The following is a 25,069-nucleotide window of genomic DNA, read 5'->3' on the forward strand; positions in this document are numbered from 1 at the left end:
CACCCTGCATGTCCGGCAATACCTACGGCAAGCTGTTCACTGTCACCACCGCGGGCGAAAGCCATGGCCCGGCGTTGGTCGCCATTGTCGACGGCTGCCCGCCGGGCCTGGAGATTGCCCTGGAGGACCTGCAGCGTGACCTCGACCGCCGCAAGCCCGGCACCAGCCGCCACACCACCCAGCGCCAGGAGGCCGACGAGGTCGAAATCCTGTCTGGCGTCTTCGAAGGGCGCACCACCGGCTGCGCCATCGGCCTGCTGATCCGCAACACCGACCAGAAGTCCAAGGACTACTCGGCCATCAAGGACCTGTTTCGCCCGGCCCATGCCGACTACACCTACCATCACAAGTACGGTGAGCGCGACTACCGTGGCGGCGGCCGCAGTTCGGCCCGGGAAACGGCCATGCGCGTGGCGGCCGGGGCCATCGCCAAGAAATACCTGGCCAGCCAGGGCATCGTCATCCGCGGCTACATGAGCCAGTTGGGCCCGATCGAAATCCCGTTCAAGACCTGGGACTCGGTGGAGCAGAACGCGTTCTTCTGCCCCGACCCGGACAAGGTGCCCGAACTGGAGGCCTACATGGACCAACTGCGGCGTGACCAGGATTCGGTGGGCGCGAAGATCACCGTGGTGGCCGAAGGGGTCATGCCCGGCCTCGGCGAGCCGATCTTCGACCGCCTCGACGCCGAGCTGGCCCACGCGCTGATGAGCATCAACGCGGTGAAAGGCGTAGAGATCGGCGCCGGTTTCGCCTGCGTCGCCCAACGGGGCACGGAGCACCGCGATGAGCTGACCCCGCAGGGCTTCCTCAGCAACAACGCCGGCGGGATCCTCGGCGGCATTTCCTCGGGCCAGCCGATCGTCGCGCACCTGGCGTTGAAGCCCACGTCCAGCATCACCACGCCGGGCCGCTCCATCGACACCCAGGGCAACCCCGTGGACGTCATCACCAAGGGCCGTCATGACCCCTGTGTCGGCATCCGTGCCACACCGATCGCCGAGGCCATGATGGCGATCGTGCTGATGGATCACCTGCTGCGCCATCGTGGCCAGAACGCCGATGTACGGGTGAGCACCCCGGTGCTGGGTCAGCTTTGATGGCTGACCAGCCGGCCGCCGTGGCCTGACGACCATGGCGGCATTGCCGTACTGGCGGCTTTCCAGTTTCTACCTGTTCTATTTCGCGTTGCTCGGTTCGACGGCGCCGTTCCTGGCGTTGTACTTCGATCACCTGGGGTTCAACGCGGCGCGCATTGGCGAGCTGGTGGCGATCCCCATGCTGATGCGTTGCGTGGCACCGAACATCTGGGGTTGGCTGGGGGACTACACCGGCCGGCGCCTGGCCATCGTGCGCTTTGGCGCCCTCTGCACGTTGTTGGCCTTTTCGCTGATCTTCATCGACAAAAGCTACGCCTGGCTGGCAATGGTGATGGCGCTGCACGCGTTCTTCTGGCACGCGGTGCTGCCTCAATTCGAGGTCATCACCCTTGCACACTTGAGCGGGCAGGCTTCGCGCTATAGCCAGATCCGCCTGTGGGGTTCCATCGGCTTCATCATCACGGTGGTGTTGCTGGGGCGGTTGTTCCAATGGCTGAGCCTGGACATCTACCCGGTGGCGCTGGTGCTGATCATGGCCGGTATCGTGCTCGCCAGCTTCTGGGTCCCCAACGCCCAGCCGTTGCAGGGGCCGCGGGTGGCGGGGGAGGGCTTCGTGCGGCAATTGCGCAACCCTGGTGTGCTGGCGTTCTACATCTGCGTGGGCCTGATGCAGGTCAGCCATGGGCCGTATTACACCTTCCTGACATTGCACCTGGAGCAGTTGGGCTACAGCCGTGGGCTGATTGGCCTGCTCTGGGCGGTCGGCGTGGTGGCGGAAGTGCTGGTGTTCTTGCTGATGAGCCGGATCTTGGCGCGCTTTTCGGTGCGCCGTGTGCTGCTGGCCAGTTTCCTGTTGGCGGCGTTGCGCTGGTTGCTGCTCGGTTCGTTGGCGGAGTTTCTCTGGGTGCTGTTGTTCGCCCAGGTGCTGCATGCGGCGACCTTCGGCAGTTTCCACGCCGCGGCCATCCATTTCGTGCAACGCAGTTTCGGCCCTCGCCAGCAGGGCCAGGGCCAGGCGCTGTATGCGGCGTTGGCCGGCACCGGCGGGGCGTTGGGCGCCTTGTATTCCGGCTACAGCTGGAACGCCCTGGGCGCCAGCTGGACATTCAGCCTGGCCAGCCTCGCTGCCCTTGCTGCTGCCGTTATCATTGCGACACGCATGCAAGAGCACCGGCCATGAGCCTTCGAACCATTATTATCCTGGAACCATTGTCATGAGCAGCCTGTCCGTCTACCACGTCTCGACCCCCGATCTGCCGAACAAGGTGCTGACTCACTTCGAAGACATCGTCGCGACCCTGGCCGAACAGGGCGTTCGCTTCGATCGGTGGCAGCCCGCGACGAGCATCCCCCCCGGTGCTCGCCAGGAAGACATCATCGCGGCCTACAGCCACTCGATCGACACCCTGATGACCGAGCGCGGCTACGCCTCGGTGCAGGTCCTGCGTGTTACCCGCGATGATCCGCAAGACGCCGAATTGCACGCCCGGCTCCTTGACGAGCACAGCCAGGCTGAAGAGGAAGTACGATTTTTCGTCGTGGGTCGTGGGCTGTTCGCTCTGCACATCGACGATTACGTCTACGCCGTGCTGTGCGAAAAGAATGACCTGATTACCTTGCCGGCTGGAATGCCGCGCTGGTTCGACATGGGCGAGCAACCGCATTTCATTACGCTTCGCCTGGCGAACGCCGAGTGCGCCGATGCGCAATTCACCGGCAACGACATTGCCGGCCGGTTCCCGCGCCTGGAAGACTAAAAAACCGTGGGAGCGAGCCTGCTCGCGAAAGCGGTGGGTCAGTCGGCGGATAGGCTGGCTGATGTTCCGTCTTCGCGAGCGGGATCGCTCCCACAAAGGGGTGTTTCTGCTGGTTCCTGAGGGGCCAGGATCAGGCGCTGTGATAGGTCGGCAGGGCGAAACGGTGCTGGCTTTGCAGCATGGCAATCTGTGGCAACTCGCTGGCTTGTTCGGCCAGGTCGCGGCGGATTGCGCTGATGGCCCACGACAGCTGGTCGCCGGCATGCAGCTGGGCATAGGAAATCGTGCGCTTGAACAGTTTGCCTTCGCTGTTGCGCAAGGTCAGCAGGATGCCGCCATCCGGGCGGGCTTGGGTGGTCACTTCGTAGTTGGAAAACAGGGACGCGAACTTCTCTTGAATCATGTTCATATTTGACTGCTCCATGGTCTTGTTAGCAAACCGTGGAGGGGTAGTTGCAGTGTCTGTGCCAGCCTCGCTTTATTTAAAAAGTCCTTTAAAAACAGCATCTTAAAAAAATCTACGATTTTTGGTTTCGTGCATCTTGCATGAATGGCCATCGTGCATCCTGCATTTTGCGGGGTGGGGCCATTTTTTTGGGAACCAATTGCCCTCCCGGCGCTCCCGCTTCGCCTGCGGCTGTTTTGCGGATACAAAACATTGCAAAAACCGCATGTACAGCGTCGCTAGCCCAGGCGTACTTTCGAGCGCAATCGAGCTGCAGTCCCCGCCAACACAAAAACAGGCCCACAGGGTCGGACAGGGAAGAACACCATGAGTCGGACAACCGGCGATGCCATCACCTGGGGCATGATGTTGCGCAAGTTGCCCGCCATTGCCAGGGCCGTGCCACGAATCGTCAAGGGCATGAAGTTGGCCAACGTCCAAGACCCGACCCAGCCTTGCGGCCTGGGCTGGTGCTTCGAACAGGCCGCCCAACGCAACCCCCGGGGCGCGGCGCTGCTGTATGGCGATACCGTGTTGAGTTATGCACAGGTCAATGAGCAGGCCAATCGCATCGCCCACTACCTGTTGGCGCAGGGCATCGGGAAGGGCGACTGCGTGGCGGTGTTCATCGAGAACCGGCCCCAGTTGTTGATCACCGTGCTGGCGGTGGCGAAGGTCGGCGCGGTCAGCGCCATGGTCAATACCGCCCAGGTGGGAGACGCCCTGGTGCACAGCCTGGCCCTCGTTGCGCCCGTCGCCATCGTGGTGGGCGAGGAGCGGGTCGCGGCGTTTGACGACGTGCGCCGCCGTGTCGGGCTGCCGCAGGCTCGAACCTGGTGGGTGGCGGACGAGGACAGCGCCGGTGTTGCGCCCGGGTTCGTCGACCTGATGACTGGCAGCAATGACGCGTGCGCCGAAAACCCGGCGTGCAGCCGACAGGTGTTCTTCAACGACCCTTGCTTCTATCTCTACACCTCGGGCACCACGGGCTTGCCGAAGGCCGGGGTGTTTCGCCATGGGCGCTGGATGCGCACCTCCACCAGCTTCGGTTTGATTGCCCTGGACATGCAGCCCGACGATGTCCTGTATTGCACCTTGCCGCTGTACCACGCCACGGGCCTGTGCGTGTGCTGGGGGGCGGCGATTTGCGGAGCCTCGGCCCTGGCGATCCGGCGCAAGTTCAGCGCCAGCCAGTTCTGGAGCGATGTGCGTCGTTACCGGGCGACCACCCTGGGCTATGTCGGCGAGCTGTGCCGTTACCTGATCGACCAGCCTGCCGTCAGCGAGGACCGCCGGCACGGAGTGAAGAAAATGGTCGGCAACGGCTTGCGACCGGGGGCCTGGTCAACCTTCAAGTCGCGCTTTGGTGTCGAGCACGTCTGTGAGCTGTACGCGGCCAGCGACGGCAACATCGGCTTCACCAACGTCCTGAATTTCGACAACACGGTCGGCTTCTCGCTGATGGGCTGGGAGCTGGTGCAATACGACCACGACAGCGGCCTGCCTTTGCGCAACCTGCAAGGGCGCATGCAGAAAGTCCCCAAGGGCCAACCGGGTCTGTTGCTGGCAAGGATCGACGACAAGGCACCGCTGGACGGCTACACCGACCCGGCCAAGACCGAGAAGATCATCTACCGGGATGTTTTCGCGCCTGGTGATCGTTACTTCAACACCGGCGACCTGCTGCGCAACATCGGCTTCGGCCATGGGCAGTTCGTCGATCGCCTCGGCGACACGTACCGCTGGAAGGGCGAAAATGTCTCCACCACGGAGGTGGAAAACGTGCTGCTGCAACATCCGCAAGTGGCCGAGGCGGTGGCTTATGGCGTGGAGATCCAGGGCACCAACGGCCGGGCCGGCATGGCGGCGATTACCCCGTCCGAATCCCTGGCGACCCTGGATTTCAGCGAGCTGCTGCAATTCTTGCACGGCAAGTTGCCGGCGTATGCGGTGCCACTGTTCCTGCGCATCAAGGTGAAAATGGACACCACCTGCACCTTCAAGTACCAGAAGACTCGCCTCAAGGCTGAAGCGTTCGACCCTTGCGTCACCGGTGACGAGCCGGTCTATGCCTGGCTGCCCGGCACCACGACCTACGTGCGGGTGGACCGGTCGCTGGCCGACCAGATCCAGGGTGGGCAATGGCGCTATTGATCCTGGCTATGGCCGCCACAGAGAAAAAAGGGATGACAGGGTCCGGGTCCGTCGGGAAACTAGCCGCTTTGCGAATGCCCAAAGGGAGTGACTCATGTCCGATACAAGCCGCCAGATGACCCCGGAAGAGGCTGCGGAGTTTGCCGAGCAGGTGTTCAACGTCGCCCGCCAGGGTGACGCCGCCATGATGGCAGCGTTGCTGAGCAAGGGCCTGCCGCCCAACCTGCGCAACCACAAGGGTGACACCTTGCTGATGCTGGCCGCCTACCACGGGCATGTGGAAACGGTAAAAGTCTTGCTGGAACACAAGGCCGACCCGGAAGTGCGCAACGACAACGGCCAGAGCCCGATTGCCGGCGCGGCGTTCAAGGGCGACCTGGCCGTGGTGTCGGCGCTGGTGGACGGCGGCGCGCAGGTGGAGGGCTCATCCTTCGACGGTCGCACCGCGTTGATGATGGCGGCGATGTTCAATCGGGTGGAAATTGTCGACTACCTGATCAGCAAGGGGGCCGATCCGCGAGCCAAGGACGCCAACGGCGCCTCGGCCCTGGACGCCGCCCGGACCATGGGCGCGGTGGACACGACGGCGCAGTTGGAGAAGTTGTTGGGCTGAGGCCTCGGACGGTACTGGCGGTTGGGGCGCAGGCCGTTGATTGTGTGGCGAGGGAGCTTGCTCCCGCTCGGCTGCGTAGCAGTCGTAACGCAAAAACGGGGCACGCCTGTTGGATTACGAGCGCTGACGCCAGGGCTGCTTCGCAGCCCAACGGGAGCAAGCTCCCTCGCCACAGCTGCCTGACGCCAGGGACGCGATGGAGTATCCTGCGCGCCCTCGCATCCCCTTATCCACAGGATCCACCCCATGAAAGACGCCCTCGTCGAACTCATCAGCAAAATCAGCTCCGGCTGCCTCGGCGAGGCTGACATTGCGCGAATCGCCGACGAAGCGGCCCAGGCCTACGCCGATCCGGCGGCTTTCCTGGCGGCCAATCCGGACGTCAACTACGACGACACCTTCCCGATCCCGCTGGGCGAGTGGGTCGTGGTGGGCAGCCTGCCGGATACCGTGCTGTTCCAGGCCGACACCTACGTCGAACTGTTCGAACAGATCGTCGCCTCGTTCGGCCCAGGCGTGGCGTTCAACCTCAAGCCCAAGCAGCTGGCGAAAACCGAGGCGCTGACCGCCCTCAACCGCATCCAGATCCAGATGAGCAGCCTGAGCAAGGAAAGCGGCGGCTATGTGCTGATGAACTTCAGCCAACTGCTGGACGATGAGTTGCAGATGGTGCTGGTGTTCGGCGACGACGTCCCGCGGGTGCTGCAGCTGTGCGCGCAAGTGGGCATTGCCGCTGCGCCGGCCTTGGAAGCCCTCAAGGTCGCGGTCCACGTCTGAGGCAATAAACGGAACCCTTGGCGCGGCCCGGCTATCCTAAGTGTGGCTATCACTATTAGGGAGCGACACCATGGGTTCCACCTTCAATGGCCTGATCGGCCTGATTATCCTGGCGCTCGATATCTGGGCGATCATCAATGTGCTCAAGAGCGGTGCTGAAGTGGGGATGAAAGTCCTGTGGGTGCTGCTGATCCTGCTGTTGCCAGTGCTGGGGCTGATCATCTGGGCGATCGCCGGGCCGCGTGGCAATGTACGGGTCTGACCCTCGATGAAAAATGCCCGGTCGCCATGGCGCCCGGGCATTTTTTTTGCCGCTCGATCCTCAAGCCGTCGCCAGGGATGCCTTGCGCGAAGCACTCAAGAAGCGCAGCAGCACCAGCAGCGGGAATGCACTGCCGACAATCACCACCCACAGCCAGCCACCGTGTTCGTACACCGCGCTGGCAATCGATGAGCCGAACGCGCCACCGACGAAGATGCTGGTCATGTACAGCGCGTTCAGGCGGCTGCGACTTTTGGCGTCGAGGGTGTAGATGGTGCGCTGGCCCAACACCATGTTCATTTGCACGCAGAAATCCAGTACCACGCCAGTGACGGCCAGGCCGATGACGCTGTAGAGCGGATGGATGAACGCCGGCAGGAAGCTCAGGCTGGCGAACAGCATCGCCAGCAGCGAAGCCACGCGGGTATGGCCGGCATCCGCAAGGCGACCGGCGATGGGCGCGGCGATCGCACCCAGGGCACCGACGAGGGCGAACAAGGCGATTTCGGACTGGGACAAGCCATGGTTGCGTGCCAGCTCCAACGGCGCGGCGGTCCAGAACAGGCTGAAGGTGGCAAACATGCCGGCCTGGTAAAGCGCACGCTGGCGCAACAGCGGTTGCTGGCGCAGCAGGGTGCCGAGCGAGCGCAGCAACTGACCATAGGAGGCACGATGGTCAGGCTGGCGCTTGGGCACGGTCAGCGCCAGGACGATGCTGATGGCTGCCATCAGGGCGGCCGCGATCATGAACATCGCGCGCCAGCCGAAGTGGTCGGCCACCACGCTCGCCACCGGCCGCGCCAGCAGGATCCCCAGCAGCAAGCCGCCCATGATGCTGCCCACGACGCGCCCACGGGTTTGCTCCGGGGCCAGGTGCGCCGCCAGGGGGATCAGCACCTGCACCGACACCGAACTGAAGCCCACCAGCAGCGAGACCAGCAGGAACACGTTGGGCTGGTCGGTGAACGCCGCGCCCAACAGGCTGGCGATCGATACGAAGGTGGTGACGATCATCAGGCGGCGGTTTTCCAGCAAGTCACCCAATGGCACCAGGAAAAACAGCCCCAGGGCATAACCGATCTGGGTCAGCGAGACGATCAGGCTGGCCATGGTGCTGCTCAGGCCCACGTCGGGGGCGATCAGTTCGATGATGGGTTGGGCGTAGTAGAGATTGGCAACGATGGCGCCGCAGCAGAAGGCAAAGAGCAGGACCATGCCTCGTGTCAGGCTGGCGCCGGCGTGCAGGGTGAGGGGATGGGCACTCATGGCAATCTCGTCAGTCAACAGGTGGGATGGCGAGAGGCTAAAGCGTTATGGCGCCCAGGGACAGGCTTTGGGGCTGATAACAGACATGCCTGGTGTTGATAATCGTCTGGCAGACAGATCGGGTGTCGATGATCGTCGTGGCGAGGGAGCTTGCTCCCGCTGGGCTGCGTAGCGGCCCCCAAAAAGCTGGGGACCGCTGCGCGCTCCAGCGGGAGCAAGCTCCCTCGCCACGGGGATTTGCGGTGCTTTACTGGCCGCTATAGATCTGGTCGAAAATCCCACCGTCATTGAAGTGGATCTTCTGCACGGTGCGCCAGTCGCCGAAGGTCTTTTCCACCGACAGGAAATCCACTTTCGGGAAGCGGTCGGTGTACTTGGCCAACACGGCCGGGTCCCGTGGGCGCAGGTAGTTGGCGGCGGCGATTTCCTGGCCTTCTGGTGACCAGAGGTACTTGAGGTAGGCCTCGGCCGCGGCGCGGGAGCCTTTCTTCTCGACCACTTTGTCCACCACGCTCACCGGTGGCTCGGCTTCGGCGGAGACGCTGGGGTAGACCACTTCGAACTGGTCGCGGCCGAACTCCCGGGCGATCATTTCCGCTTCGTTTTCAAAGGTCACCAGCACATCGCCGATCTGGTTGGTCATGAACGTGGTGGTGGCGGCGCGGCCGCCGGTATCCAGCACCGGTGCCTGCTTGAACAGCTTGCCGACGAAGTCCTTGGCCTTGTTCTCGTCACCGCCGTTCTTGAGGACATAGCCCCAGGCCGACAGGTAGGTGTAGCGGCCGTTGCCGGAGGTTTTCGGGTTGGGCACGATCACCTGCACGCCGTCCTTGAGCAGGTCGGGCCAGTCTTTCAGCGCCTTGGGGTTGCCCTTGCGCACGATGAATACCGTGGCCGAGGTGAACGGGGCGCTGTTGTTCGGCAGGCGGGTGACCCAGTTGTCCGGGACCAGCTTGCCGTTGTCCGCCAGGGCGTTGATGTCGGTGGCCATGTTCATGGTGATGACATCCGCCGGCAACCCGTCGATCACTGAGCGTGCTTGCTTGCTGGAGCCGCCGAAGGACATCTGCACGGCGATGTTCTCGTTGTGCTCGGCTTGCCAATGCTTCTGGAAGGCCGCGTTGTAGTCCTTGTAGAAATCGCGCATCACGTCGTAGGAAACGTTGAGCAAGGTCGGGGCGGCATGGGCCAGGCTGCCGAAGGCCAGGCCGGCGGCGAGAAGGGAGGCGCCAAAGAAGTTCTTCACTGCGAATTCCTTTTTATTGGGACGGGGAGTGCCGGGCAAACTAGCCGCAAGCGCATAGGTCTTCAAGCATTTAAAAGTACTTTGCTTATTCCAATTTCTTGAATAGCGCGTTGCCACAACGGGCACAAAAGGCCGCCGCCTGTTCATGGCTGTTCTTGTTGCACACCGGGCAGTCATGCTTGAGCTGATCGCCGCGCATGGCGGTGGCCAGTTCGGCGGTGAAAATGCCGGTGGGCACGGCGATGATCGAGTAACCGGTGATCATCACCATGGAGGACACCACCTGGCCCAGCGGCGTTTTGGGCACGATGTCGCCAAAGCCGACGGTGGTCAGTGTCACGATAGCCCAGTAGATGCCCTTGGGAATGCTGGTGAAGCCGTGTTCGGGGCCTTCGATGACGTACATCAAAGTGCCGAACACCGTCACCAGGGTCGAGACGCTGACCAGGAACACGATGATCTTCTGCTTGCTGCCCCGCAATGCCGCCATCAGGTAGTTGGCCTGCTTGAGGTAGGGGCTGAGCTTGAGCACGCGGAAGATCCGCAGCATGCGGATGATACGAATGATCAGCAGGTACTGGGCATCGCTGTAGTACAGCGCCAGGATCCCCGGCACGATCGCCAGCAGATCCACCAGCCCATAGAAACTGAAGGCATAGCGCAACGGCTTGGGCGAGCAGTACAGGCGCAAGCCGTACTCGACGATGAAGATGAAGGTAAAGCCCCATTCGATGCCGGCCAGAACGGACGCATAGTCCTGATGCACGCTGTCGATGCTGTCGAGCATCACGATCACCAGGCTGGCGAGGATGATCAACAACAAGGTGCTGTCGAAACGCCGGCCGGCCACGGTGTCGGTCTGGAAAATCATGATGTAGAGACGTTCACGCCAGTTGTTGTTGCTGTCCATACCCATCGCCTGATCTCGGAATCAGCGAAGCCTAGGGTGATTGCCCCGCAGAGCGCAAGGCGCAGCATCGAGACAGGCCTGGTGCCAGGTGCGACGGGTGGCCTGGACCAGCCAGCAGGCCAGGATGAACGGTGCCGTCAGCGGCGCCAGGCCGAGGGCGCCGAAGCCCGGCGTGAGCAGGATCGCCAGCAGGATGCCCGCCAACGGCAGCCACGGCCGGCGGCGTTGCGGGCTGAGGGCCAAAGCCACCAGCGCCGGGTTGTAGCCCGCCAGGCCGGACAGGGCGGCGGCGTGATCAGGGTGCAGCAGGGCGAAGCCCAGGCCGGCGACCGAACCGAACAGGGCCCAGCCGGCGGCGCGTCGGTTGGCGAGCAACAGGCCCAGGGCAATCAGTGCCCCGGCCCATGGGCCGTCGAGCAGCATGACCTGGGCCAGTCCGTTCAACGGCGCAGCCAGCAGGTTGGGCAACGACAGGGCCGCCGGGGGTGGCGACGCTGACGGCGTGGCGAACGCCAGCAGCAGCCAGCCCAGCCCCACGAACGGCGCTGTGTAGGCGGGCAGGCTGCGAGGGCTGCGAGTTCGCTTGAGCCACTGCTGGGTCAGCATCGCGCCAAGACCGCCGCCGGCGATGACCAACGGCGGCAACAGGATGGACCCGGGCAAGGTGAGACCCAACAACAACCCCAGCAGGATGCCGTTGTAGCTGAACAGCCCGGCCTGGCGATCCGCCTTGGGGTAGCCCCGCCGCTGGGCCGTGAGCAACCCGGCCACGCCGCCGAGCAACGCTCCTGCGAACAGGGCCGGGGCGCCAAGCAGGATCGCCAGCAGGCACAACAGGCCGCACAGCGGATGGCGCTGGAGGAAAATCTGGCTGAAGCCGTTGAGCAGGGCGGTGGCCCAGTCGGGGCAGTGGGGGTTGGGCATGGTTGTGTGTCTGATAAACCAGGGTGAACCCTTCGCGAGCAAGCCCGCTTCCACATTGAACTCGCAGCGTTCACCAAGCCCCTGCCGGAGCGTAACGCTGTTTACTCAAGGTTCATCACTTGTCGTGGCGAGGGGGCTTGCTCCCGCTGGGCTGCGTAGCAGCCCCAAAAAGCTTGGGACCGCTGCGCGCTCCAGCGGGAGCAAGCTCCCTCGCCACGGGGCGGTGACGTCCTTGTGGGAGCGGGCTTGCTCGCGAAGAGGCCAGTACAGGCGCTAGATCAACGTCTCGATACGCAACGAATTGGTCGACCCCGGTTGCCCGAACGGCACGCCCGCGGTGATCAGCAGGGTGTCGCCACGCTGGGCCATGCCTTGGGCCTGGGCGATTTCCAGGGCGGTGGAGCACACCTCGTCCACTTGCCGCAGCCGGTCGTTGACCACCGAGTGCACGCCCCAGGCCACGGTCAGGCGGCGCGCCGCGGCGAGATTCGGCGTGAGGTTGAGGATCGGCACCGTTGGCCGCTCCCGCGCCGCCCGGAGGCTGGAGGCACCCGACTCGCTGTAGTTCACCAGCACCGCCACCGGCAGGATGCTGCTGATGCGGCGGATGGCACAACTGATGGCGTCCGACACCGTGGCCTCGGCTTTCGGCCGGCTGACGTCCAGTTGCGCCGGGTAGTCGGGGCCGTTTTCCACCTGGCGGATGATCTTGCTCATCATCTGCACCGCCTCGAGGGGGTAGTCGCCCGACGCGGTTTCCGCCGAGAGCATCACCGCGTCGGCCCCTTCGGCCACAGCGTTGGCCACGTCGGTGACCTCGGCGCGGGTCGGCGCCGGCGAGAACCGCATCGACTCGAGCATCTGCGTGGCGACCACCACCGGTTTGCCGAGGGCGCGGCAAGTGCCGATGATGCTTTTCTGGATCTGCGGCACGCTTTCGGCCGGCACTTCGACGCCCAGGTCACCGCGGGCAACCATGATCGCGTCGCACAGTTCAGCGATTTCCCGCAGTTGGTTCACCGCCGATGGTTTCTCGATCTTCGCCATCAGGAACGCCTTGTCCCCGATCAGGGCCCGGGCTTCGCGGATGTCGTCGGGACGCTGGACGAACGACAGTGCCACCCAGTCCACGCCCAACTCCAGGCCGAAGCTCAAGTCGCGCCGGTCCTTTTGGGTCAGCGGACTCAGGTCGAGCACGGCCTGTGGCACGTTCACGCCCTTGCGGTCGGACAGCTCGCCGCCGTTGAGCACTTCGGTGTCGATGGCGTCGCTGTGTCGGGCCGTCACCCGCAGGCGCAACTTGCCGTCGTCCAGCAGCAGGTCCATGCCGGGCTCCAGGGCCGCGATGATTTCCGGGTGGGGCAGGTTGACCCGGCGTTGATCGCCCGGCGTCGGGTCCAGGTCCAGGCGCAGGGCCTGGCCGCGTTGCAGCAGCACCTTGCCGTCGGCAAACCGGCCGATCCGCAGTTTCGGGCCTTGCAGGTCCATCAGGATACCCAGCGGGTAGTTCAACTGTTGTTCGACGTCACGAATCCAGCGGTAGCGCTGGGCGTGATCGGCGTGGTCGCCATGGCTGAAGTTCAGGCGGAAGATGTTCACGCCGGCCTGCACCAGATCGCGGATGTCATCGATGCCACGGGTCGCGGGGCCGAGTGTGGCGAGGATCTTGACCTTCTTGTCAGGCGTCATGTTTGGGGGCCTCGAGAATCAGGATGGCGCGAAAGTCGTTGACGTTGGTGCGGGTCGGCTCGGTGATGATCAGCCCGTCCAGCGCGGCGAAGTAGCCGTAGCCGTTGTTGTCGTCCAATTCATCGCTGGCGTTCAGGCCCAGTTCGGCGGCGCGGCGATAGCTGTCCGGGGTCATGAGGACGCCGGCGTTGTCCTCGGAGCCGTCGATGCCGTCGGTGTCGCCGGCCAGGGCATAGATGCCGGGATACCCCTTGAGGCTGTCGGTCAGGCTCAGGAGGAATTCGGCATTGCGGCCACCCCGGCCATGGCCGCGCACGGTGACCGTGGTTTCGCCGCCGGACAGGATCACGCACGGGGCCGGCAAGGGCTGGCCGTGCAGGGCGATCTGCCGGGCGATGCCGGCATGGACCTTCGCCACCTCCCGGGATTCGCCTTCCAGGTCGCCGAGGATCAACGGGCTGAAGCCGGCCTGACGGGCTTTCACGGCAGCCGCTTCGAGGGACTGCTGGGGCCGGGCGATCAGCTGGAAATGGCTGCGGGCCAGGCTCGGGTCGCCAGGCTTGACGGTTTCCGATTCCGGGCTTTGCAGCCAGGCGCGCACGGAGGCGGGGACCTCGATGTGGTAACGCTTGAGGATTGCCAAGGCCTCAGCCGAGGTGCTCGGGTCGGCCACGGTAGGGCCGGAGGCGATGACCGTGGCGAGGTCCCCGGGCACATCGGAAATCGCATAGGTGTAGACCGTTGCCGGCCAGCAGGCCTTGCCCAGGCGCCCGCCCTTGATCGCCGAGAGGTGCTTGCGCACGCAGTTCATCTCGCCGATGGTGGCGCCGGACTTGAGCAGGGCCTTGTTGATCGATTGCTTGTCGGCCAGGGTGATGCCGGCCGCGGGCAGTGCCAGCAATGCCGAGCCTCCACCGGACAGCAGGAAAATCACCCGGTCGTCCTCGGTCAGGTGGCTGACCAGTTCCAGCACTCGCCGGGCGACCGCCAGGCCGGCCGCATCGGGCACCGGGTGGGCGGCTTCCACCACTTCGATTTTCTCGCAGGGCGCGCCATGGCCGTAGCGGGTTACCACCAGGCCCGAGACCTCGCCCTCCCAGCAGCGCTCGATCACCTGGGCCATGGCGGCGGCAGCCTTGCCGGCACCGATGACGATCACCCGGCCGCTGCGGTCGCGGGGCAGGTACTGTTCAAGGACGTGCTGCGGATGCGCCGCGTCGATGGCCGTGGCAAACAGCTCGCGCAGCAATTGTTGCGGATCGACCGACATGGCGGGCTCCCGGAGTTCTTGTTATTCGAATTCAGCGCGAAACCCTTGTGGGAGCGGGCTTGCTCGCGAAGGCGGTGTGCCAGACGGCATATGTGTGGCTGACACACCTTCGCGAGCAAGCCCGCTCCCACAGGGTTTTGTGGTGGATCAGTTATCGCGGATCGAGAAATTCGCCATGTGCTCCAGCCCCTTGATCAGCGCCGAGTGATCCCAGTTGCCGCCGCCGAGGGCCGCGCAGGTGCTGAACACTTGCTGGGCGTTGGCGGTGTTGGGCAGGTTGATGTTCAACTCCCGGGCGCCTTGCAGGGCCAGGTTCAGGTCCTTCTGGTGCAGGCTGATGCGGAAGCCTGGGTCGAAGGTGCCCTTGATCATGCGTTCGCCGTGCACTTCCAGGATCTTCGACGAGGCGAAGCCGCCCATCAGGGCCTCGCGGACCTTGGCCGGATCGGCGCCGTTTTTCGCGGCGAACAGCAATGCCTCGGCCACGGCCTGGATGTTCAGGGCGACGATGATCTGGTTCGCCACCTTGGCGGTCTGGCCGTCGCCGTTGCCGCCCACCAGGGTGATGTTCTTGCCCATGGCCTGGAACAGCGGCAAGGCGCGTTCGAACGCCGCGCTGTCGCCGCCGACCATGATGCTCAGGGTGGCCGCCTTGGCGCCGACTTCGCCGCCAGACACCGGCGCATCGAGGTACTGCGCGCCTTTTTCATTGATCTTCGCCGCGAACGCCTTGGTGGCGGTGGGGGAGATCGAGCTCATGTCGATCACCACCTTGCCCGCGCCGACGCCAGCCGCCACGCCATCGGCGCGGAACAGCACGTCCTCGACCTGAGGGGTGTCCGGGACCATCACGATGATGAACTCGGCTTCCTGGGCCACTTCCCGTGGGTTGGCCAGCGCCACCGCGCCGCCGGCCAGCAGGTCGGCCGGGGCCGCGTCGTGGTGCTGGGACAGCAACAGGCTGTGACCGGCCTTTTGCAGGTTCAATGCCATGGGGTGGCCCATGATGCCGGTGCCGATGAATCCGATTTTAGCCATGGGGGAAATCCTCTTGTTGTTATCGCTGCTTCAAGCAGATGAGGGAGTGCTTTTCTGTGGGAGCGAGCTTGCTCGCGATGACGGTGTTTCAGCCAAAAAATGCGTGACTGGGCTGGCGCCATCGCGAGCAAGCTCGCTCCCACAGGGGGAATTGCATCAGATCGCGTTATGGCTTTTCAGCCAGCCCAGTCCCGCTTCGGTGGTGGTCAGGGGCTTGTATTCGCAGCCGACCCAACCGGCATAACCGATGCTGTCCAGGTGTTCGAACAGGAAGCGATAGTTGATCTCGCCGGTGCCCGGCTCATGGCGTCCGGGGTTGTCTGCCAGTTGCACGTGGTTGATCTCGCCCAGGTGCGCGGCCAGGGTCCGGGCCAGGTCGCCTTCCATGATTTGCATGTGATAGATGTCGTATTGCAGGAACAGGTTGGCGCTGCCCACCTGCTCGCGGATCGACAGGGCCTGGGCGGTGTTGTTCAGGTAGAAGCCGGGGATGTCGCGGGTGTTGATGGCTTCCATCACCAGTTTGATGCCCTTGGCTTGCAGCTTCTCGGCCGCGTACTTGAGGTTGGCGACGAAGGTTTTCTGCACCAGGGCCTCGTCACAGTTCTGCGGGCGGATCCCGGCCAGGCAATTGACCTGGGTGTTGCCCAGCACCTGGGCATAGGCAATCGCCAGGTCGACACCGGCGCGGAATTCCTCGACCCGGTCCGGCAGGCAGGCAATGCCGCGTTCGCCCTTGGCCCAGTCACCGGCCGGCAGGTTGAACAGCACTTGGGTCAGGCCATGGGCGTCGAGCTGTGCCTTGAGTTCGGCGCTGCTGTAGTCATAGGGGAACAGGTACTCGACCCCACTGAAACCGGCTTTTGCGGCCGCTTCGAAACGGGCGAGGAAATCCTGCTCGGTGAACAGCATGGACAGGTTGGCGGCGAAACGCGGCATGACAATCTCCTGTAGAGGTGTAGGGACCCTTGTGGCGAGGGAGCTTGCTCCCGCTTGAGTGCAAAGCACTCACAAAATGGGCTGCTGCGCAGCCAGCGGGAGCAAGCGCCCTCGCCACAGGTCCGGTGATGTCCTTCATGAACAGCAGTGCCTGTGGAGGCGTCAGTGTCAGTCAAGCAACGAAATCGCCGTCGGCGCATCGTTGCCCACCAGCGCCAGGTCTTCGAATTCGTTGACGGCGTTGATCTCGGTGCCCATGGAAATATTGGTCACCCGCTCCAGGATAACCTCGACGATCACCGGCACCTTGAACTCCTCGATCATGGCCTGGGCCTGGCGCAGCGCCGGCTGGATGCCGGACGGCTCGAACACCCGCAACGCCTTGCACCCCAGGCCCTCGGCCACGGCGATGTGGTCCACGCCATAACCGTTGAGCTCTGGCGCGTTGAGGTTATCGAAGGACAGCTGCACGCAGTAGTCCATGTCGAACCCGCGTTGCGCCTGGCGAATCAGGCCCAGGTAAGAGTTGTTCACCACCACATGGATGTACGGCAGCTTGAACTGCGCGCCCACCGCCAGCTCTTCGATCATGAATTGGAAATCATAGTCGCCCGACAGCGCCACGACCTTGCGGCTCGGATCAGCCTTGACCACCCCGAGCGCGGCCGGAATGGTCCAGCCCAAGGGGCCTGCCTGGCCGCAGTTGATCCAGTGGCGCGGCTTGTAGACGTGCAGGAATTGCGCGCCGGCGATCTGCGACAGGCCGATGGTGCTGACGTAGCAGGTGTCCTTGCCGAACACCTGGTTCATTTCCTCGTACACGCGCTGGGGTTTGACCGGCACGTTGTCGAAGTGGGTCTTGCGCTGCAGGCTTGCCTTGCGTTGCTGGCAGTCCTGCACCCAGGTGCTGCGGTCCTTCAACTTGCCGGCGGCTTGCCACTGGCGGGCGACTTCGATGAACAAGGTCAGGGCCGAGGCTGCGTCGGAAACGATGCCCAGGTCAGGTGTGAATACCCGGCCGATCTGCGTCGGCTCGATGTCCACGTGAATGAAGGTGCGGCCCTCGGTGTAGACATCCACCGAGCCGGTGTGACGGTTGGCCCAGCGGTTGCCGACGCCCAGCACCACGTCGGACTTGAGCAGCGTCGCGTTGCCGTAGCGGTGGGATGTCTGCAGGCCGACCATGCCGACCATCAGCGGGTGATCGTCGGGGATCGTGCCCCAGCCCATCAAGGTCGGGATGACCGGGATGCCGGTCAGCTCGGCGAACTCCACCAGCAGCTCACTGGCATCGGCGTTGATGATGCCGCCGCCCGCTACCAGCAATGGCCGCTCGGCCTGGTTCAGCAGGCTCAGCGCCTTCTCGATCTGCACGCGGTTGGCGGCAGGCTTGGCCAGGGGCAGCGGTTGGTAGGTGTCGATGTCGAATTCGATCTCGGCCATCTGCACGTCGAAGGGCAGGTCGATCAGCACCGGGCCCGGGCGACCGGAACGCATTTCATAGAAGGCTTTCTGGAACGCGTAGGGCACCTGGCCAGGCTCCAGGACGGTGGTCGCCCACTTGGTCACCGGCTTGACGATGCTGGTGATGTCCACGGCCTGGAAGTCTTCCTTGTGCAGGCGGGCGCGGGGGGCCTGGCCGGTGATGCACAGGATCGGGATCGAGTCGGCGCTGGCGCTGTAGAGGCCGGTGACCATGTCGGTGCCGGCCGGGCCCGAGGTGCCGATGCACACGCCGATGTTGCCCGCTTTGGTGCGGGTGTAGCCCTCGGCCATGTGCGAGGCACCTTCCACATGGCGAGCGAGGACGTGATCGATGCCGCCCACTTTTTGCAGGGCAGAGTACAGCGGGTTGATCGCCGCACCCGGGATGCCGAAGGCAGTGTCCACGCCTTCACGGCGCATCACCAGGACGGCGGCTTCGATTGCTCTCATTTTGCTCATGGTTTTGTGCCTCTTACGTTTTGTAATTGTATACAAGTGGCTGTGCGTCGAGTTTATTCACGCTAAGCGGCGCAGGTCAATCCATTTTCTCAAGCGCCCGTTTTATTCGTCGTAAGCCCAATGAAGACGGATGTTTTTCGTCGGTTCAGGAGCTTTGTGATAATTATTGTATACAAAAATATATTTTGTTGTGTTCTATTTGTGGTGTTCAGTTTTGCTTGAAATGAAATCCGAAAGGCTCTCCCATCACAAAAAAAGGACAGCACCCATGAGCGCTCTAACCTTGAACGTCGCCGTCAACCTGGCCGGGCAAGCCCTTGCCGCCGGCCGCGAAATCAGTGCCGCCCCCCTGACCGTCGCCATCCTCGACAGCGGCGGCCACCTGATCGCCCTGCAACGCGAAGACGGCGCGAGCCTGCTTCGTCCCCACATCGCCATCGGTAAAGCCTGGGGCGCCATCGCCCTGGGCAAGGGCTCGCGCCTGCTGGCCCAGGACGCCCAACAACGCCCGGCTTTCATTGCCGCGCTGAACAGCCTGGGGCAGGGCAGCGTGGTGCCGGTTCCGGGTGGGGTGTTGATCAGGGATCCGGCTGGAAAAGTGCTGGGTGCGATTGGCGTCAGTGGCGATCTGTCAGACGTGGACGAGCAGTGCGCGGTGAGGGCTGTCGAGGCGTTGGGGTTGGGAGCGGATGTGGGGATGAGCGCTTGATGCGGTGGTGATTGGGCTACTGCCTTCGCGAGCAAGCTCGCTCCCACACGTTGGTGGACACCAAATTTATGAATACCAGACCCCCTGTGGGAGCGGGCTTGCTCGCGAAGGCGATCGACCAGACACATCCGGCTAAAGGTTGGACCCAGGATTCTCCAATTCCAAAGCTAGCCTTTCAGGACTTCATCCAGGAAAGGACTCGATGGAATGCCTGCACGTTCAGCTTCGCATCGCCTGCGCATCGGTCGATGGGCAGAGCCAAATCGCATCTATCTGCTGACAGCCAACACGTTGGAGCGCGAACCTGTTTTCAGGGACTATGGTCTGGGCAGAATAGTTGTCCACCAGTTCAGGGCAATAGAAAAATGTGGTATTGCAGACTCCTTGGCTTTCGTCGTAATGCCTGACCATTTTCATTGGTTGATCCAACTGCATCGCGGGTCTTTAGGGCAGTTGATGTGTCAGGTGAAATCTTTAAGTGTCAGGGGCGTCAACGAGAAGTCTGGGAGATCGGGGAGTCTCTGGCAGCAGGGCTACCATGACCGGGCGCTGCGACGGGAAGAAAATCTGGTCAAGCTTGCCCGGTATGTCGTGGCCAACCCATTGCGGGCCGGTTTGGTCAAACGGTTTGGCGACTATCCCTTGTGGGATGCGATCTGGGTTTGAGCTTAAGTCGAGTCGGCCCATTCGCGAGCAAGCCCGCTCCCACAGGGGGTTGCGGTGTCCATATCTTTCGTATCCACCATCAGCACCTGTGGGAGCGGGCTTGCTCGCGAATGGGCAGCGAATCGGTGTATCAGCCTGTCTCACACCCTTTCAACACCAACCGGGTAATCGTCTGCGCCGCCGCTTCGTAATCGGCTTCATCCAGCTTCGCCTTGCCGGTGATGGCGGTGATCTGCCAATCGAAATCAGCGTAGGTCTGGGTGGCGGCCCAGATGCTGAACATCAGGTGGTTGGGGTCGATGGGGGCGATCTGGCCGCGGTTGATCCAGGTCTGGATGCAATCGATGTTGTGCCGGGCCTGGGCGTTTAGTTGTTCCACCAGGTCGGGGCTCAGGTGGGGTGCGCCGTGCATGATTTCGCTGGCGAAGACCTTCGAGGCGAAGGGCAGGTCGCGGGAGATGCGGATCTTGGAGCGAATGTAGTGGCTGAGCACTTCACTCGGTACGCCGTCGGCATTGAAAGGGGTGGACGCCTGGAGGATCGGCTCGATGATGCTTTCCAGGACCTCGCGGTAGAGGTTTTCCTTGGATTTGAAGTAGTAGTAGACGTTGGGTTTGGGCAGGCCGGCCTTGGCCGCGATGTCGCTGGTCTTGGTCGCGGCGAAGCCCTTGTCGGCAAATTCCTCGCTGGCGGCACGCAGGATCAGTTCTTTGTTGCGCTCGCGGATAGTGCTCATAAACCCAGGGGTTCCTTGCCTGTTCTGGCGGTGGCGCATGGTAGCACCGGCCTCGCGCGGCGCTCAAGAATGCCCCGAGGGCCGCGGCTCGCGGTATGCTGCGCGGCATTATTGTTCAAGGAGCCCCTCCATGGCTGGAAGCAGTTTGCTGGTACTGATCGACGACATCGCCACCGTGCTCGACGACGTAGCGTTGATGACCAAGATGGCCGCCAAGAAAACCGCCGGTGTGCTGGGCGACGACCTGGCGCTCAACGCCCAGCAAGTCTCTGGCGTGCGTGCCGAGCGGGAACTGCCGGTGGTCTGGGCCGTGGCCAAGGGCTCGTTCATCAACAAGTTGATCCTGGTGCCCTCGGCGTTGGCGATCAGTGCCTTCGTGCCCTGGCTGGTGACGCCGCTGCTGATGGTGGGCGGTGCCTACCTGTGCTTCGAGGGCTTTGAAAAGCTGGCCCACAAGTTTCTTCACAGCCCGGCCGAGGACCAGGCCGGACACGCGCAGTTGGCCCAGGCAGTGGCTGACCCGGCGGTCGACCTGGTGGCTTTCGAAAAGGACAAGATCAAGGGCGCGGTGCGCACCGATTTCATCCTCTCGGCGGAAATCATCGCCATCACCCTGGGTACGGTGGTCGATGCCACGCTGACCCAGCAGGTGATCGTGCTGTCCGGCATCGCCATTGTCATGACCGCCGGCGTCTATGGCCTGGTGGCGGGGATCGTCAAGCTCGACGACCTGGGGCTCTGGCTGACACAAAAGCCGGGGCAGGCCGCCCAGCGTATCGGCGGCGCCATCCTGCGCGCCGCGCCCTACATGATGAAAAGCCTGTCGGTGATCGGCACGGCGGCGATGTTCCTGGTGGGCGGCGGCATCCTCACCCACGGTGTGCCGGTGGTGCACCACTGGATCGAAGGTGTGGCGGCCAGCGCCGGCGGCGCGGGGTTCATCGTGCCGATGTTACTCAATGCGGTGGCGGGGATCGTGGCGGGTGCGGTGGTGTTGGCGGGGGTGATGGCGGTGGGCAAGATCTGGAAAGCGTTGAAGGGCTAGACCTGGCAACGCAAAACAAACGGTGGGAGCGGGCTTGCTCGCGATGAGGGCCTGACATTCAACTTCTTCGTTGCCTGAAAGACCGCTATCGCGAGCAAGCTCGCTCCCACAGTAGTTTTAGGTGTACCGGGATTTACTCGGCAATCTGCAACTTGCGCGACTCCGTGTACACGTAGCGGACTTTTTCATACTCGAACGGCGAGTTCAGTTGGCCATAGCGGAAGCTGGTCTGGTAACGCTTGTCCACGCCCCGCAGGAGCAGCAGTTCCGGGTGGTTGGCGCTGACTTCGGCGACGTTCAGGAAGTTGATCGCCGATTCGGCGGTGTAGTCCACCAGCAAGCCCGAGGTGTCGCGCAGGTTCGACGGGCCGAAGATCGGCAGCACGAAATACGCGCCGGCCGGCACGCCGTAGAAGCCCAGGGTCTGGCCGAAGTCTTCGCTCTGGCGCGGCAGGCCCATGGCGGTGGCCGGATCCCACAGGCCGGCAATGCCGACGGTGGTGTTGAGCAGCAGCCGCGCGGTGGTTTCCATCGAACGCTTGCCCTTGAACTGCAGCAGGCTGTTCATCAGGTTCGGCACGTCGCCCAGGTTGTTGAAGAAGTTGCTGACCCCGGTGCGCACGAAGCTCGGGGTGATGTAGCGGTAGCCATCGACGACGGGCAGGAACACCCATTGGTCGAAGCGGTAGTTGAAGTGGTAGACCCGGCGGTTCCAGGATTCCAGCGGGTCGTACACGTTCAGGGCGTTGAGGGTCGAGCGCTCGAATTCGCGCTGGTCCAGCCCCGGGTTGAACTTGAGCTTGGTCAGTGGTTCCTTGAAGCCATCCGGGTCCACCACCGCTGGCGCAGCGGTCTTGCCGTCGTCGGCGTGCACCATGCCCGCCCCCAGGAGCGCCGCAATAAGCAGGAGATATTTAGCCACGGAAGAACTCCAGCATGGCGTCGCTGTTGACGCGGTAGTTAAGGTTGCCGCAGTGGCCGCCCAATGGATAAACCGTCAGGCGATCGCCAAAGGTCTTGCGCAGGAAGCCCAGGTCGCCCGGGCCGAGGATGACGTCGTCGGCGTTGTGCATGACAGCGATCTTCGAACTGGCCTGCAGGTAATCCTTCAATGCATACAGGCTGACCTGGTCGACCAGTTGCAACAGGCTGCCGCCGTCGGTGCGCGCGCGCCACATCGGGATCACCTGCTCGGTGAGGTAGCAGTCGAAGTCGCATTGCAGCGCGCGCTTGAGGAAAGGCGTCAGGCTGGTGCTTTCGGTGATCGGGAACTTGGGCGGGATGATCAGGCCGCGACGGTTGATCAGGTCCGACGTGAACGCGATGTCGGCCGCCGAGAAGCGGAACGACGTGCCGATCAGCATCGCCATCTGCTCGTTGCTCAGGTGTTGCTTGGACTGCTGGAAGTCGTAGAGCAGGGCGTCGTTGAGGTCGATGTAGCCTTTTTGCTGGAAGTAGCGGGTCAGCTTGTTCAGCACCAGCTCATAAAAGGTGGTGGTGCTGTTGATGCCCTTGACCTGGGTCTGCACCAGCTTGTCCAGGTTGGTGATCGAGGTGTAGAGGTTCACCGGCGGGTTGAGCAACAAGACTTTCTTGAAGTTGAAGCTGCGCCGGGTTTCGTCCAGGTGCGCGACGAATGCCGCATCCAGTGCGCCCAGGCTATAACCGGTGAGGTAATACTCGGTCACCGGCAGCTTGGGGTTTTGCGCACGCACGGCCTGCATCACCCGGTACATGTCCTCGGCGTCTTCCTTGGAAATGCCCGGTGTGGCGAAGCGTGAAGCCGCGCTCATGAAGTCGAAGCTGGTGGGCGATGACAGCTGCACCACGTGGTAGCCGGCCTTGTAGTAGAGGCGCTTGAGGTATTCGTTGAGGCTGCTGTCGTAGCGCGCGCCGGTGCCGGCGATCAGGAAGATCAGCGGTGCCGGCTTGTCCTGGGTGGCCAGGCGGTAGGTGAGGCTTTTCACCGGCCAGAAGTTGTCCGGCAGGATGAACTCGCGTTCCGGGCGCAGTTTCAGGCTGTGGTCGGACTGATTGATGTCCTCGATCAGCGGCAACTCCGGGCGCAGGTCCGGCGGGGTGGTGGCAATGGTCGCCTCGAACGGGTTGGTCAAGGGGTAGCCATAACTGGCGGCGTCAATATCTGCCGCCAGCGCGGACGCACTCAGGATAAGGCCGCCGAAGAGGGCAGCGAAGCGCAAGGAACGGAGCATGACGAGATCCCTAAGAGGAAGGTGCCGAATGAGGTTCGCAGCCTATGACCACCGAAGCGAAGCCAAGTGCCATGATCGGCACGAAACAGGCGCGCAGTGGGTGCAATAGTAGCGGGACGATACACGTTCGGCCCCGGTGATGGCTAGTTGGGCCCTGCGTGTCGCAGCTGGCGTTCTGATGTCGTTTCTCGGTTTATCGAGGTCGCTGACAGAGCAGGATACGGATCGGCGCAGGTTGATGATCGACGCGTCAGTACTCCACTGGCGTTCGAACCGGTTTGGGTGGGCGAGCGTGATGGGGGCGCTGTGACCATAACAACACGTTGACGCCGCTCGGCATCCGTCGGGCGCAGCACTTTCGGGGAAGTAACGATGAAGATGCGACGACTCTTGGGCGCAGGTGCCGCACTGGTACTGGCGATCAGTTCCACACTGGCCAGTGCCGAAACCAAAACCCTGAGCATTGGCTACGTTGACGGCTGGTCCGACAGCGTCGCGACCACGCACGTCGCGGCCGAAGTCATCAAGCAGAAGCTGGGCTACGACGTGAAGCTGCAAGCAGTGGCGACCGGGATCATGTGGCAAGGCGTGGCCACCGGCAAGCTCGACGCCATGCTCTCGGCCTGGCTGCCGGTGACGCACGGCGACTACTGGGCCAAGAACAAGGACCAGGTGGTCGACTACGGTCCCAACTTCAAGGACGCCAAGATCGGCCTGATCGTGCCTGAATACGTCAAGGCCAAGTCTCTCGAGGACCTGAAGACCGACGATTCCTTCAAGAAACGCATCGTCGGCATCGACGCCGGTTCAGGCGTAATGCTCAAGACCGAGCAGGCCATCAAGGATTACGACCTGACCGGCTATCAACTCAAGGCCAGTTCCGGTGCCGGCATGATCGCCGAGCTGACCCGTGCCGAGAAGAAGAACGAATCCATCGCCGTGACCGGCTGGGTACCGCACTGGATGTTCGCCAAGTGGAAACTGCGCTTCCTGGAAGACCCGAAAGGCGTCTACGGCGCGGCTGAAACCGTGAACAGCATCGGTAGCAAGGAACTGGACACCAAGGCGCCGGAAGTGGCTGCCTTCCTGAAGAAATTCCAGTGGGCCTCGAAAGACGAAATCGGCGAAGTCATGCTGGCCATCCAGGAGGGTGCCAAGCCTGAAGCCGCAGCCAAGGACTGGGTCGCCAAGCACCCGGACCGCGTCAAGGATTGGACTGGCCAGTAATCCGCCTGATCCAGTGATCCCGAAAGCCGCATGACGTCGTGTCATGCGGTTTTTTTTATGTCTGCAACCTTTCGGTCTTGCCAATTTCCAGTGGGAGCGAGCTTGCTCGCGATAGCGGTATATCTGCTTGCATTTATAT

At 63.1% G+C, this 25,069-nt stretch carries 24 protein-coding genes; 11 read left to right on the top strand and 13 right to left on the bottom strand.

What is annotated here, in order from left to right; all coding sequences use genetic code 11:
- Nucleotides 1-8 precede the first annotated feature (8 nt).
- From aroC to AD664_RS09225, 3 genes are read left to right on the top strand one after another with little or no spacing between them, the layout of a single operon-like run.
- A complete protein-coding gene (gene aroC, locus AD664_RS09215) occupies nt 9-1,100 on the top strand; it encodes a chorismate synthase (protein WP_047736471.1) in 1,092 nt (363 codons plus the stop codon).
- A gap of 34 nt (nt 1,101-1,134) precedes the next feature.
- Complete coding sequence (locus tag AD664_RS09220) at nt 1,135-2,280, top strand: MFS transporter (protein WP_053146047.1); 1,146 nt, start codon at nt 1,135-1,137, stop codon at nt 2,278-2,280.
- Nucleotides 2,281-2,314: 34 nt separating this feature from the next.
- Complete coding sequence (locus AD664_RS09225; protein ID WP_053146049.1) at nt 2,315-2,857, top strand: acireductone dioxygenase; 543 nt, start codon at nt 2,315-2,317, stop codon at nt 2,855-2,857.
- Between the two features lie 130 nt (nt 2,858-2,987).
- Here AD664_RS09225 and AD664_RS09230 read toward each other — a convergent pair whose 3' ends face one another.
- A complete protein-coding gene (locus tag AD664_RS09230; RefSeq protein WP_042732342.1) occupies nt 2,988-3,266 on the bottom strand; it encodes a DUF3509 domain-containing protein in 279 nt (92 codons plus the stop codon).
- A gap of 363 nt (nt 3,267-3,629) precedes the next feature.
- Here AD664_RS09230 and AD664_RS09235 point away from each other — a divergent pair, with 363 nt between their 5' ends.
- The 4 genes from AD664_RS09235 (at nt 3,630) to AD664_RS09250 (ending at nt 7,108) form a co-directional block, all read left to right on the top strand.
- The gene (locus AD664_RS09235; protein ID WP_053146051.1) at nt 3,630-5,456 is read left to right on the top strand and encodes a long-chain-acyl-CoA synthetase; all 1,827 of its coding nucleotides are present in this window, start codon (nt 3,630-3,632) and stop codon (nt 5,454-5,456) included.
- 94 nt (nt 5,457-5,550) lie between these two features.
- Complete coding sequence (locus AD664_RS09240) at nt 5,551-6,069, top strand: ankyrin repeat domain-containing protein (protein ID WP_042732340.1); 519 nt, start codon at nt 5,551-5,553, stop codon at nt 6,067-6,069.
- Nucleotides 6,070-6,315: 246 nt separating this feature from the next.
- Complete coding sequence (locus AD664_RS09245) at nt 6,316-6,846, top strand: hypothetical protein (protein WP_053146052.1); 531 nt, start codon at nt 6,316-6,318, stop codon at nt 6,844-6,846.
- Between the two features lie 70 nt (nt 6,847-6,916).
- Nucleotides 6,917-7,108 carry a PLDc N-terminal domain-containing protein gene (locus tag AD664_RS09250; protein WP_042731740.1) on the top strand — a complete coding sequence of 64 codons (192 nt, stop codon included), beginning with the start codon at nt 6,917-6,919 and terminating at the stop codon, nt 7,106-7,108.
- A 60-nt stretch (nt 7,109-7,168) separates the two neighbouring features.
- Here AD664_RS09250 and AD664_RS09255 read toward each other — a convergent pair whose 3' ends face one another.
- From AD664_RS09255 to gcl, 9 genes are all read right to left on the bottom strand, one after another.
- Nucleotides 7,169-8,374, bottom strand: coding sequence for an MFS transporter (locus tag AD664_RS09255; RefSeq protein WP_053146054.1), 1,206 nt, complete (start codon nt 8,372-8,374; stop codon nt 7,169-7,171).
- Between the two features lie 247 nt (nt 8,375-8,621).
- Nucleotides 8,622-9,620: a sulfate ABC transporter substrate-binding protein gene (locus tag AD664_RS09260; RefSeq protein WP_053146056.1), complete on the bottom strand. Its 999-nt coding sequence runs from the start codon at nt 9,618-9,620 to the stop codon at nt 8,622-8,624.
- 85 nt (nt 9,621-9,705) lie between these two features.
- Nucleotides 9,706-10,530, bottom strand: a complete 825-nt coding sequence (locus AD664_RS09265) for an ion transporter (RefSeq protein WP_042731743.1) — start codon at nt 10,528-10,530, stop codon at nt 9,706-9,708.
- A 21-nt stretch (nt 10,531-10,551) separates the two neighbouring features.
- A complete protein-coding gene (locus tag AD664_RS09270; RefSeq protein WP_053146059.1) occupies nt 10,552-11,454 on the bottom strand; it encodes an urea transporter in 903 nt (300 codons plus the stop codon).
- 273 nt (nt 11,455-11,727) lie between these two features.
- On the bottom strand, nt 11,728-13,143 hold the full coding sequence (gene pyk, locus AD664_RS09275) for a pyruvate kinase (RefSeq protein WP_053146061.1): 1,416 nt from the start codon (nt 13,141-13,143) through the stop codon (nt 11,728-11,730).
- Complete coding sequence (locus AD664_RS09280; RefSeq protein ID WP_053146063.1) at nt 13,133-14,413, bottom strand: glycerate kinase; 1,281 nt, start codon at nt 14,411-14,413, stop codon at nt 13,133-13,135. Before AD664_RS09280 ends, pyk begins: the two co-directional genes overlap by 11 nt.
- A gap of 147 nt (nt 14,414-14,560) precedes the next feature.
- The gene (locus AD664_RS09285) at nt 14,561-15,451 is read right to left on the bottom strand and encodes a 2-hydroxy-3-oxopropionate reductase (protein WP_047736463.1); all 891 of its coding nucleotides are present in this window, start codon (nt 15,449-15,451) and stop codon (nt 14,561-14,563) included.
- Between the two features lie 156 nt (nt 15,452-15,607).
- Entirely contained in the window at nt 15,608-16,390 is a 783-nt protein-coding gene (gene hyi / locus AD664_RS09290; RefSeq protein WP_053146065.1) for a hydroxypyruvate isomerase, read from the bottom strand.
- 168 nt (nt 16,391-16,558) lie between these two features.
- Nucleotides 16,559-18,334: a glyoxylate carboligase gene (gene gcl / locus AD664_RS09295; RefSeq protein WP_053146067.1), complete on the bottom strand. Its 1,776-nt coding sequence runs from the start codon at nt 18,332-18,334 to the stop codon at nt 16,559-16,561.
- 268 nt (nt 18,335-18,602) lie between these two features.
- Here gcl and AD664_RS09300 point away from each other — a divergent pair, with 268 nt between their 5' ends.
- Together AD664_RS09300 and AD664_RS09305 are read left to right on the top strand one after the other, a co-directional pair.
- The gene (locus AD664_RS09300; RefSeq protein ID WP_053146069.1) at nt 18,603-19,043 is read left to right on the top strand and encodes a heme-binding protein; all 441 of its coding nucleotides are present in this window, start codon (nt 18,603-18,605) and stop codon (nt 19,041-19,043) included.
- A 207-nt stretch (nt 19,044-19,250) separates the two neighbouring features.
- A complete protein-coding gene (locus tag AD664_RS09305; RefSeq protein WP_053146071.1) occupies nt 19,251-19,709 on the top strand; it encodes a transposase in 459 nt (152 codons plus the stop codon).
- A gap of 130 nt (nt 19,710-19,839) precedes the next feature.
- Here AD664_RS09305 and AD664_RS09310 read toward each other — a convergent pair whose 3' ends face one another.
- Nucleotides 19,840-20,445, bottom strand: coding sequence for a TetR/AcrR family transcriptional regulator (locus AD664_RS09310; protein ID WP_047736459.1), 606 nt, complete (start codon nt 20,443-20,445; stop codon nt 19,840-19,842).
- Between the two features lie 130 nt (nt 20,446-20,575).
- Here AD664_RS09310 and AD664_RS09315 point away from each other — a divergent pair, with 130 nt between their 5' ends.
- Nucleotides 20,576-21,490 carry a DUF808 domain-containing protein gene (locus AD664_RS09315; RefSeq protein ID WP_053146073.1) on the top strand — a complete coding sequence of 305 codons (915 nt, stop codon included), beginning with the start codon at nt 20,576-20,578 and terminating at the stop codon, nt 21,488-21,490.
- 133 nt (nt 21,491-21,623) lie between these two features.
- Here AD664_RS09315 and AD664_RS09320 read toward each other — a convergent pair whose 3' ends face one another.
- Both AD664_RS09320 and AD664_RS09325 read right to left on the bottom strand, forming a co-directional pair.
- The gene (locus AD664_RS09320) at nt 21,624-22,412 is read right to left on the bottom strand and encodes a VacJ family lipoprotein (RefSeq protein ID WP_042731486.1); all 789 of its coding nucleotides are present in this window, start codon (nt 22,410-22,412) and stop codon (nt 21,624-21,626) included.
- Nucleotides 22,405-23,703, bottom strand: a complete 1,299-nt coding sequence (locus AD664_RS09325; protein ID WP_042731485.1) for a serine/threonine protein kinase — start codon at nt 23,701-23,703, stop codon at nt 22,405-22,407. Before AD664_RS09325 ends, AD664_RS09320 begins: the two co-directional genes overlap by 8 nt.
- Nucleotides 23,704-24,075: 372 nt before the next feature.
- On the opposite strand from AD664_RS09325, the gene AD664_RS09330 reads away from it, so the two are divergent.
- Nucleotides 24,076-24,930 carry a glycine betaine ABC transporter substrate-binding protein gene (locus AD664_RS09330; RefSeq protein ID WP_053146076.1) on the top strand — a complete coding sequence of 285 codons (855 nt, stop codon included), beginning with the start codon at nt 24,076-24,078 and terminating at the stop codon, nt 24,928-24,930.
- Nucleotides 24,931-25,069: the final 139 nt, after the last annotated feature.

This window comes from Pseudomonas sp. P97.38 (assembly GCF_001269745.1).
GTDB lineage: Bacteria > Pseudomonadota > Gammaproteobacteria > Pseudomonadales > Pseudomonadaceae > Aquipseudomonas > Aquipseudomonas chlororaphis_E.

What these genes read in the sequence shown, in the direction of transcription:
- AD664_RS09325 (WP_042731485.1), bottom strand. Translation starts at nt 23,703, where the DNA reads ATGCTCCGTTCCTTGCGCTTCGCTGCCCTCTTCGGCGGCCTTATCCTG.
- AD664_RS09305 (WP_053146071.1), top strand. Translation starts at nt 19,251, where the DNA reads ATGCCTGCACGTTCAGCTTCGCATCGCCTGCGCATCGGTCGATGGGCA.
- AD664_RS09250 (WP_042731740.1), top strand. Translation starts at nt 6,917, where the DNA reads ATGGGTTCCACCTTCAATGGCCTGATCGGCCTGATTATCCTGGCGCTC.
- AD664_RS09300 (WP_053146069.1), top strand. Translation starts at nt 18,603, where the DNA reads ATGAGCGCTCTAACCTTGAACGTCGCCGTCAACCTGGCCGGGCAAGCC.
- AD664_RS09235 (WP_053146051.1), top strand. Translation starts at nt 3,630, where the DNA reads ATGAGTCGGACAACCGGCGATGCCATCACCTGGGGCATGATGTTGCGC.
- AD664_RS09270 (WP_053146059.1), bottom strand. Translation starts at nt 11,454, where the DNA reads ATGCCCAACCCCCACTGCCCCGACTGGGCCACCGCCCTGCTCAACGGC.
- AD664_RS09330 (WP_053146076.1), top strand. Translation starts at nt 24,076, where the DNA reads ATGAAGATGCGACGACTCTTGGGCGCAGGTGCCGCACTGGTACTGGCG.
- pyk (WP_053146061.1), bottom strand. Translation starts at nt 13,143, where the DNA reads ATGACGCCTGACAAGAAGGTCAAGATCCTCGCCACACTCGGCCCCGCG.
- AD664_RS09255 (WP_053146054.1), bottom strand. Translation starts at nt 8,374, where the DNA reads ATGAGTGCCCATCCCCTCACCCTGCACGCCGGCGCCAGCCTGACACGA.
- AD664_RS09315 (WP_053146073.1), top strand. Translation starts at nt 20,576, where the DNA reads ATGGCTGGAAGCAGTTTGCTGGTACTGATCGACGACATCGCCACCGTG.
- aroC (WP_047736471.1), top strand. Translation starts at nt 9, where the DNA reads ATGTCCGGCAATACCTACGGCAAGCTGTTCACTGTCACCACCGCGGGC.
- AD664_RS09285 (WP_047736463.1), bottom strand. Translation starts at nt 15,451, where the DNA reads ATGGCTAAAATCGGATTCATCGGCACCGGCATCATGGGCCACCCCATG.
- AD664_RS09280 (WP_053146063.1), bottom strand. Translation starts at nt 14,413, where the DNA reads ATGTCGGTCGATCCGCAACAATTGCTGCGCGAGCTGTTTGCCACGGCC.
- AD664_RS09310 (WP_047736459.1), bottom strand. Translation starts at nt 20,445, where the DNA reads ATGAGCACTATCCGCGAGCGCAACAAAGAACTGATCCTGCGTGCCGCC.
- AD664_RS09230 (WP_042732342.1), bottom strand. Translation starts at nt 3,266, where the DNA reads ATGAACATGATTCAAGAGAAGTTCGCGTCCCTGTTTTCCAACTACGAA.
- AD664_RS09240 (WP_042732340.1), top strand. Translation starts at nt 5,551, where the DNA reads ATGTCCGATACAAGCCGCCAGATGACCCCGGAAGAGGCTGCGGAGTTT.
- gcl (WP_053146067.1), bottom strand. Translation starts at nt 18,334, where the DNA reads ATGAGCAAAATGAGAGCAATCGAAGCCGCCGTCCTGGTGATGCGCCGT.
- AD664_RS09225 (WP_053146049.1), top strand. Translation starts at nt 2,315, where the DNA reads ATGAGCAGCCTGTCCGTCTACCACGTCTCGACCCCCGATCTGCCGAAC.
- hyi (WP_053146065.1), bottom strand. Translation starts at nt 16,390, where the DNA reads ATGCCGCGTTTCGCCGCCAACCTGTCCATGCTGTTCACCGAGCAGGAT.
- AD664_RS09265 (WP_042731743.1), bottom strand. Translation starts at nt 10,530, where the DNA reads ATGGACAGCAACAACAACTGGCGTGAACGTCTCTACATCATGATTTTC.
- AD664_RS09245 (WP_053146052.1), top strand. Translation starts at nt 6,316, where the DNA reads ATGAAAGACGCCCTCGTCGAACTCATCAGCAAAATCAGCTCCGGCTGC.
- AD664_RS09220 (WP_053146047.1), top strand. Translation starts at nt 1,135, where the DNA reads ATGGCGGCATTGCCGTACTGGCGGCTTTCCAGTTTCTACCTGTTCTAT.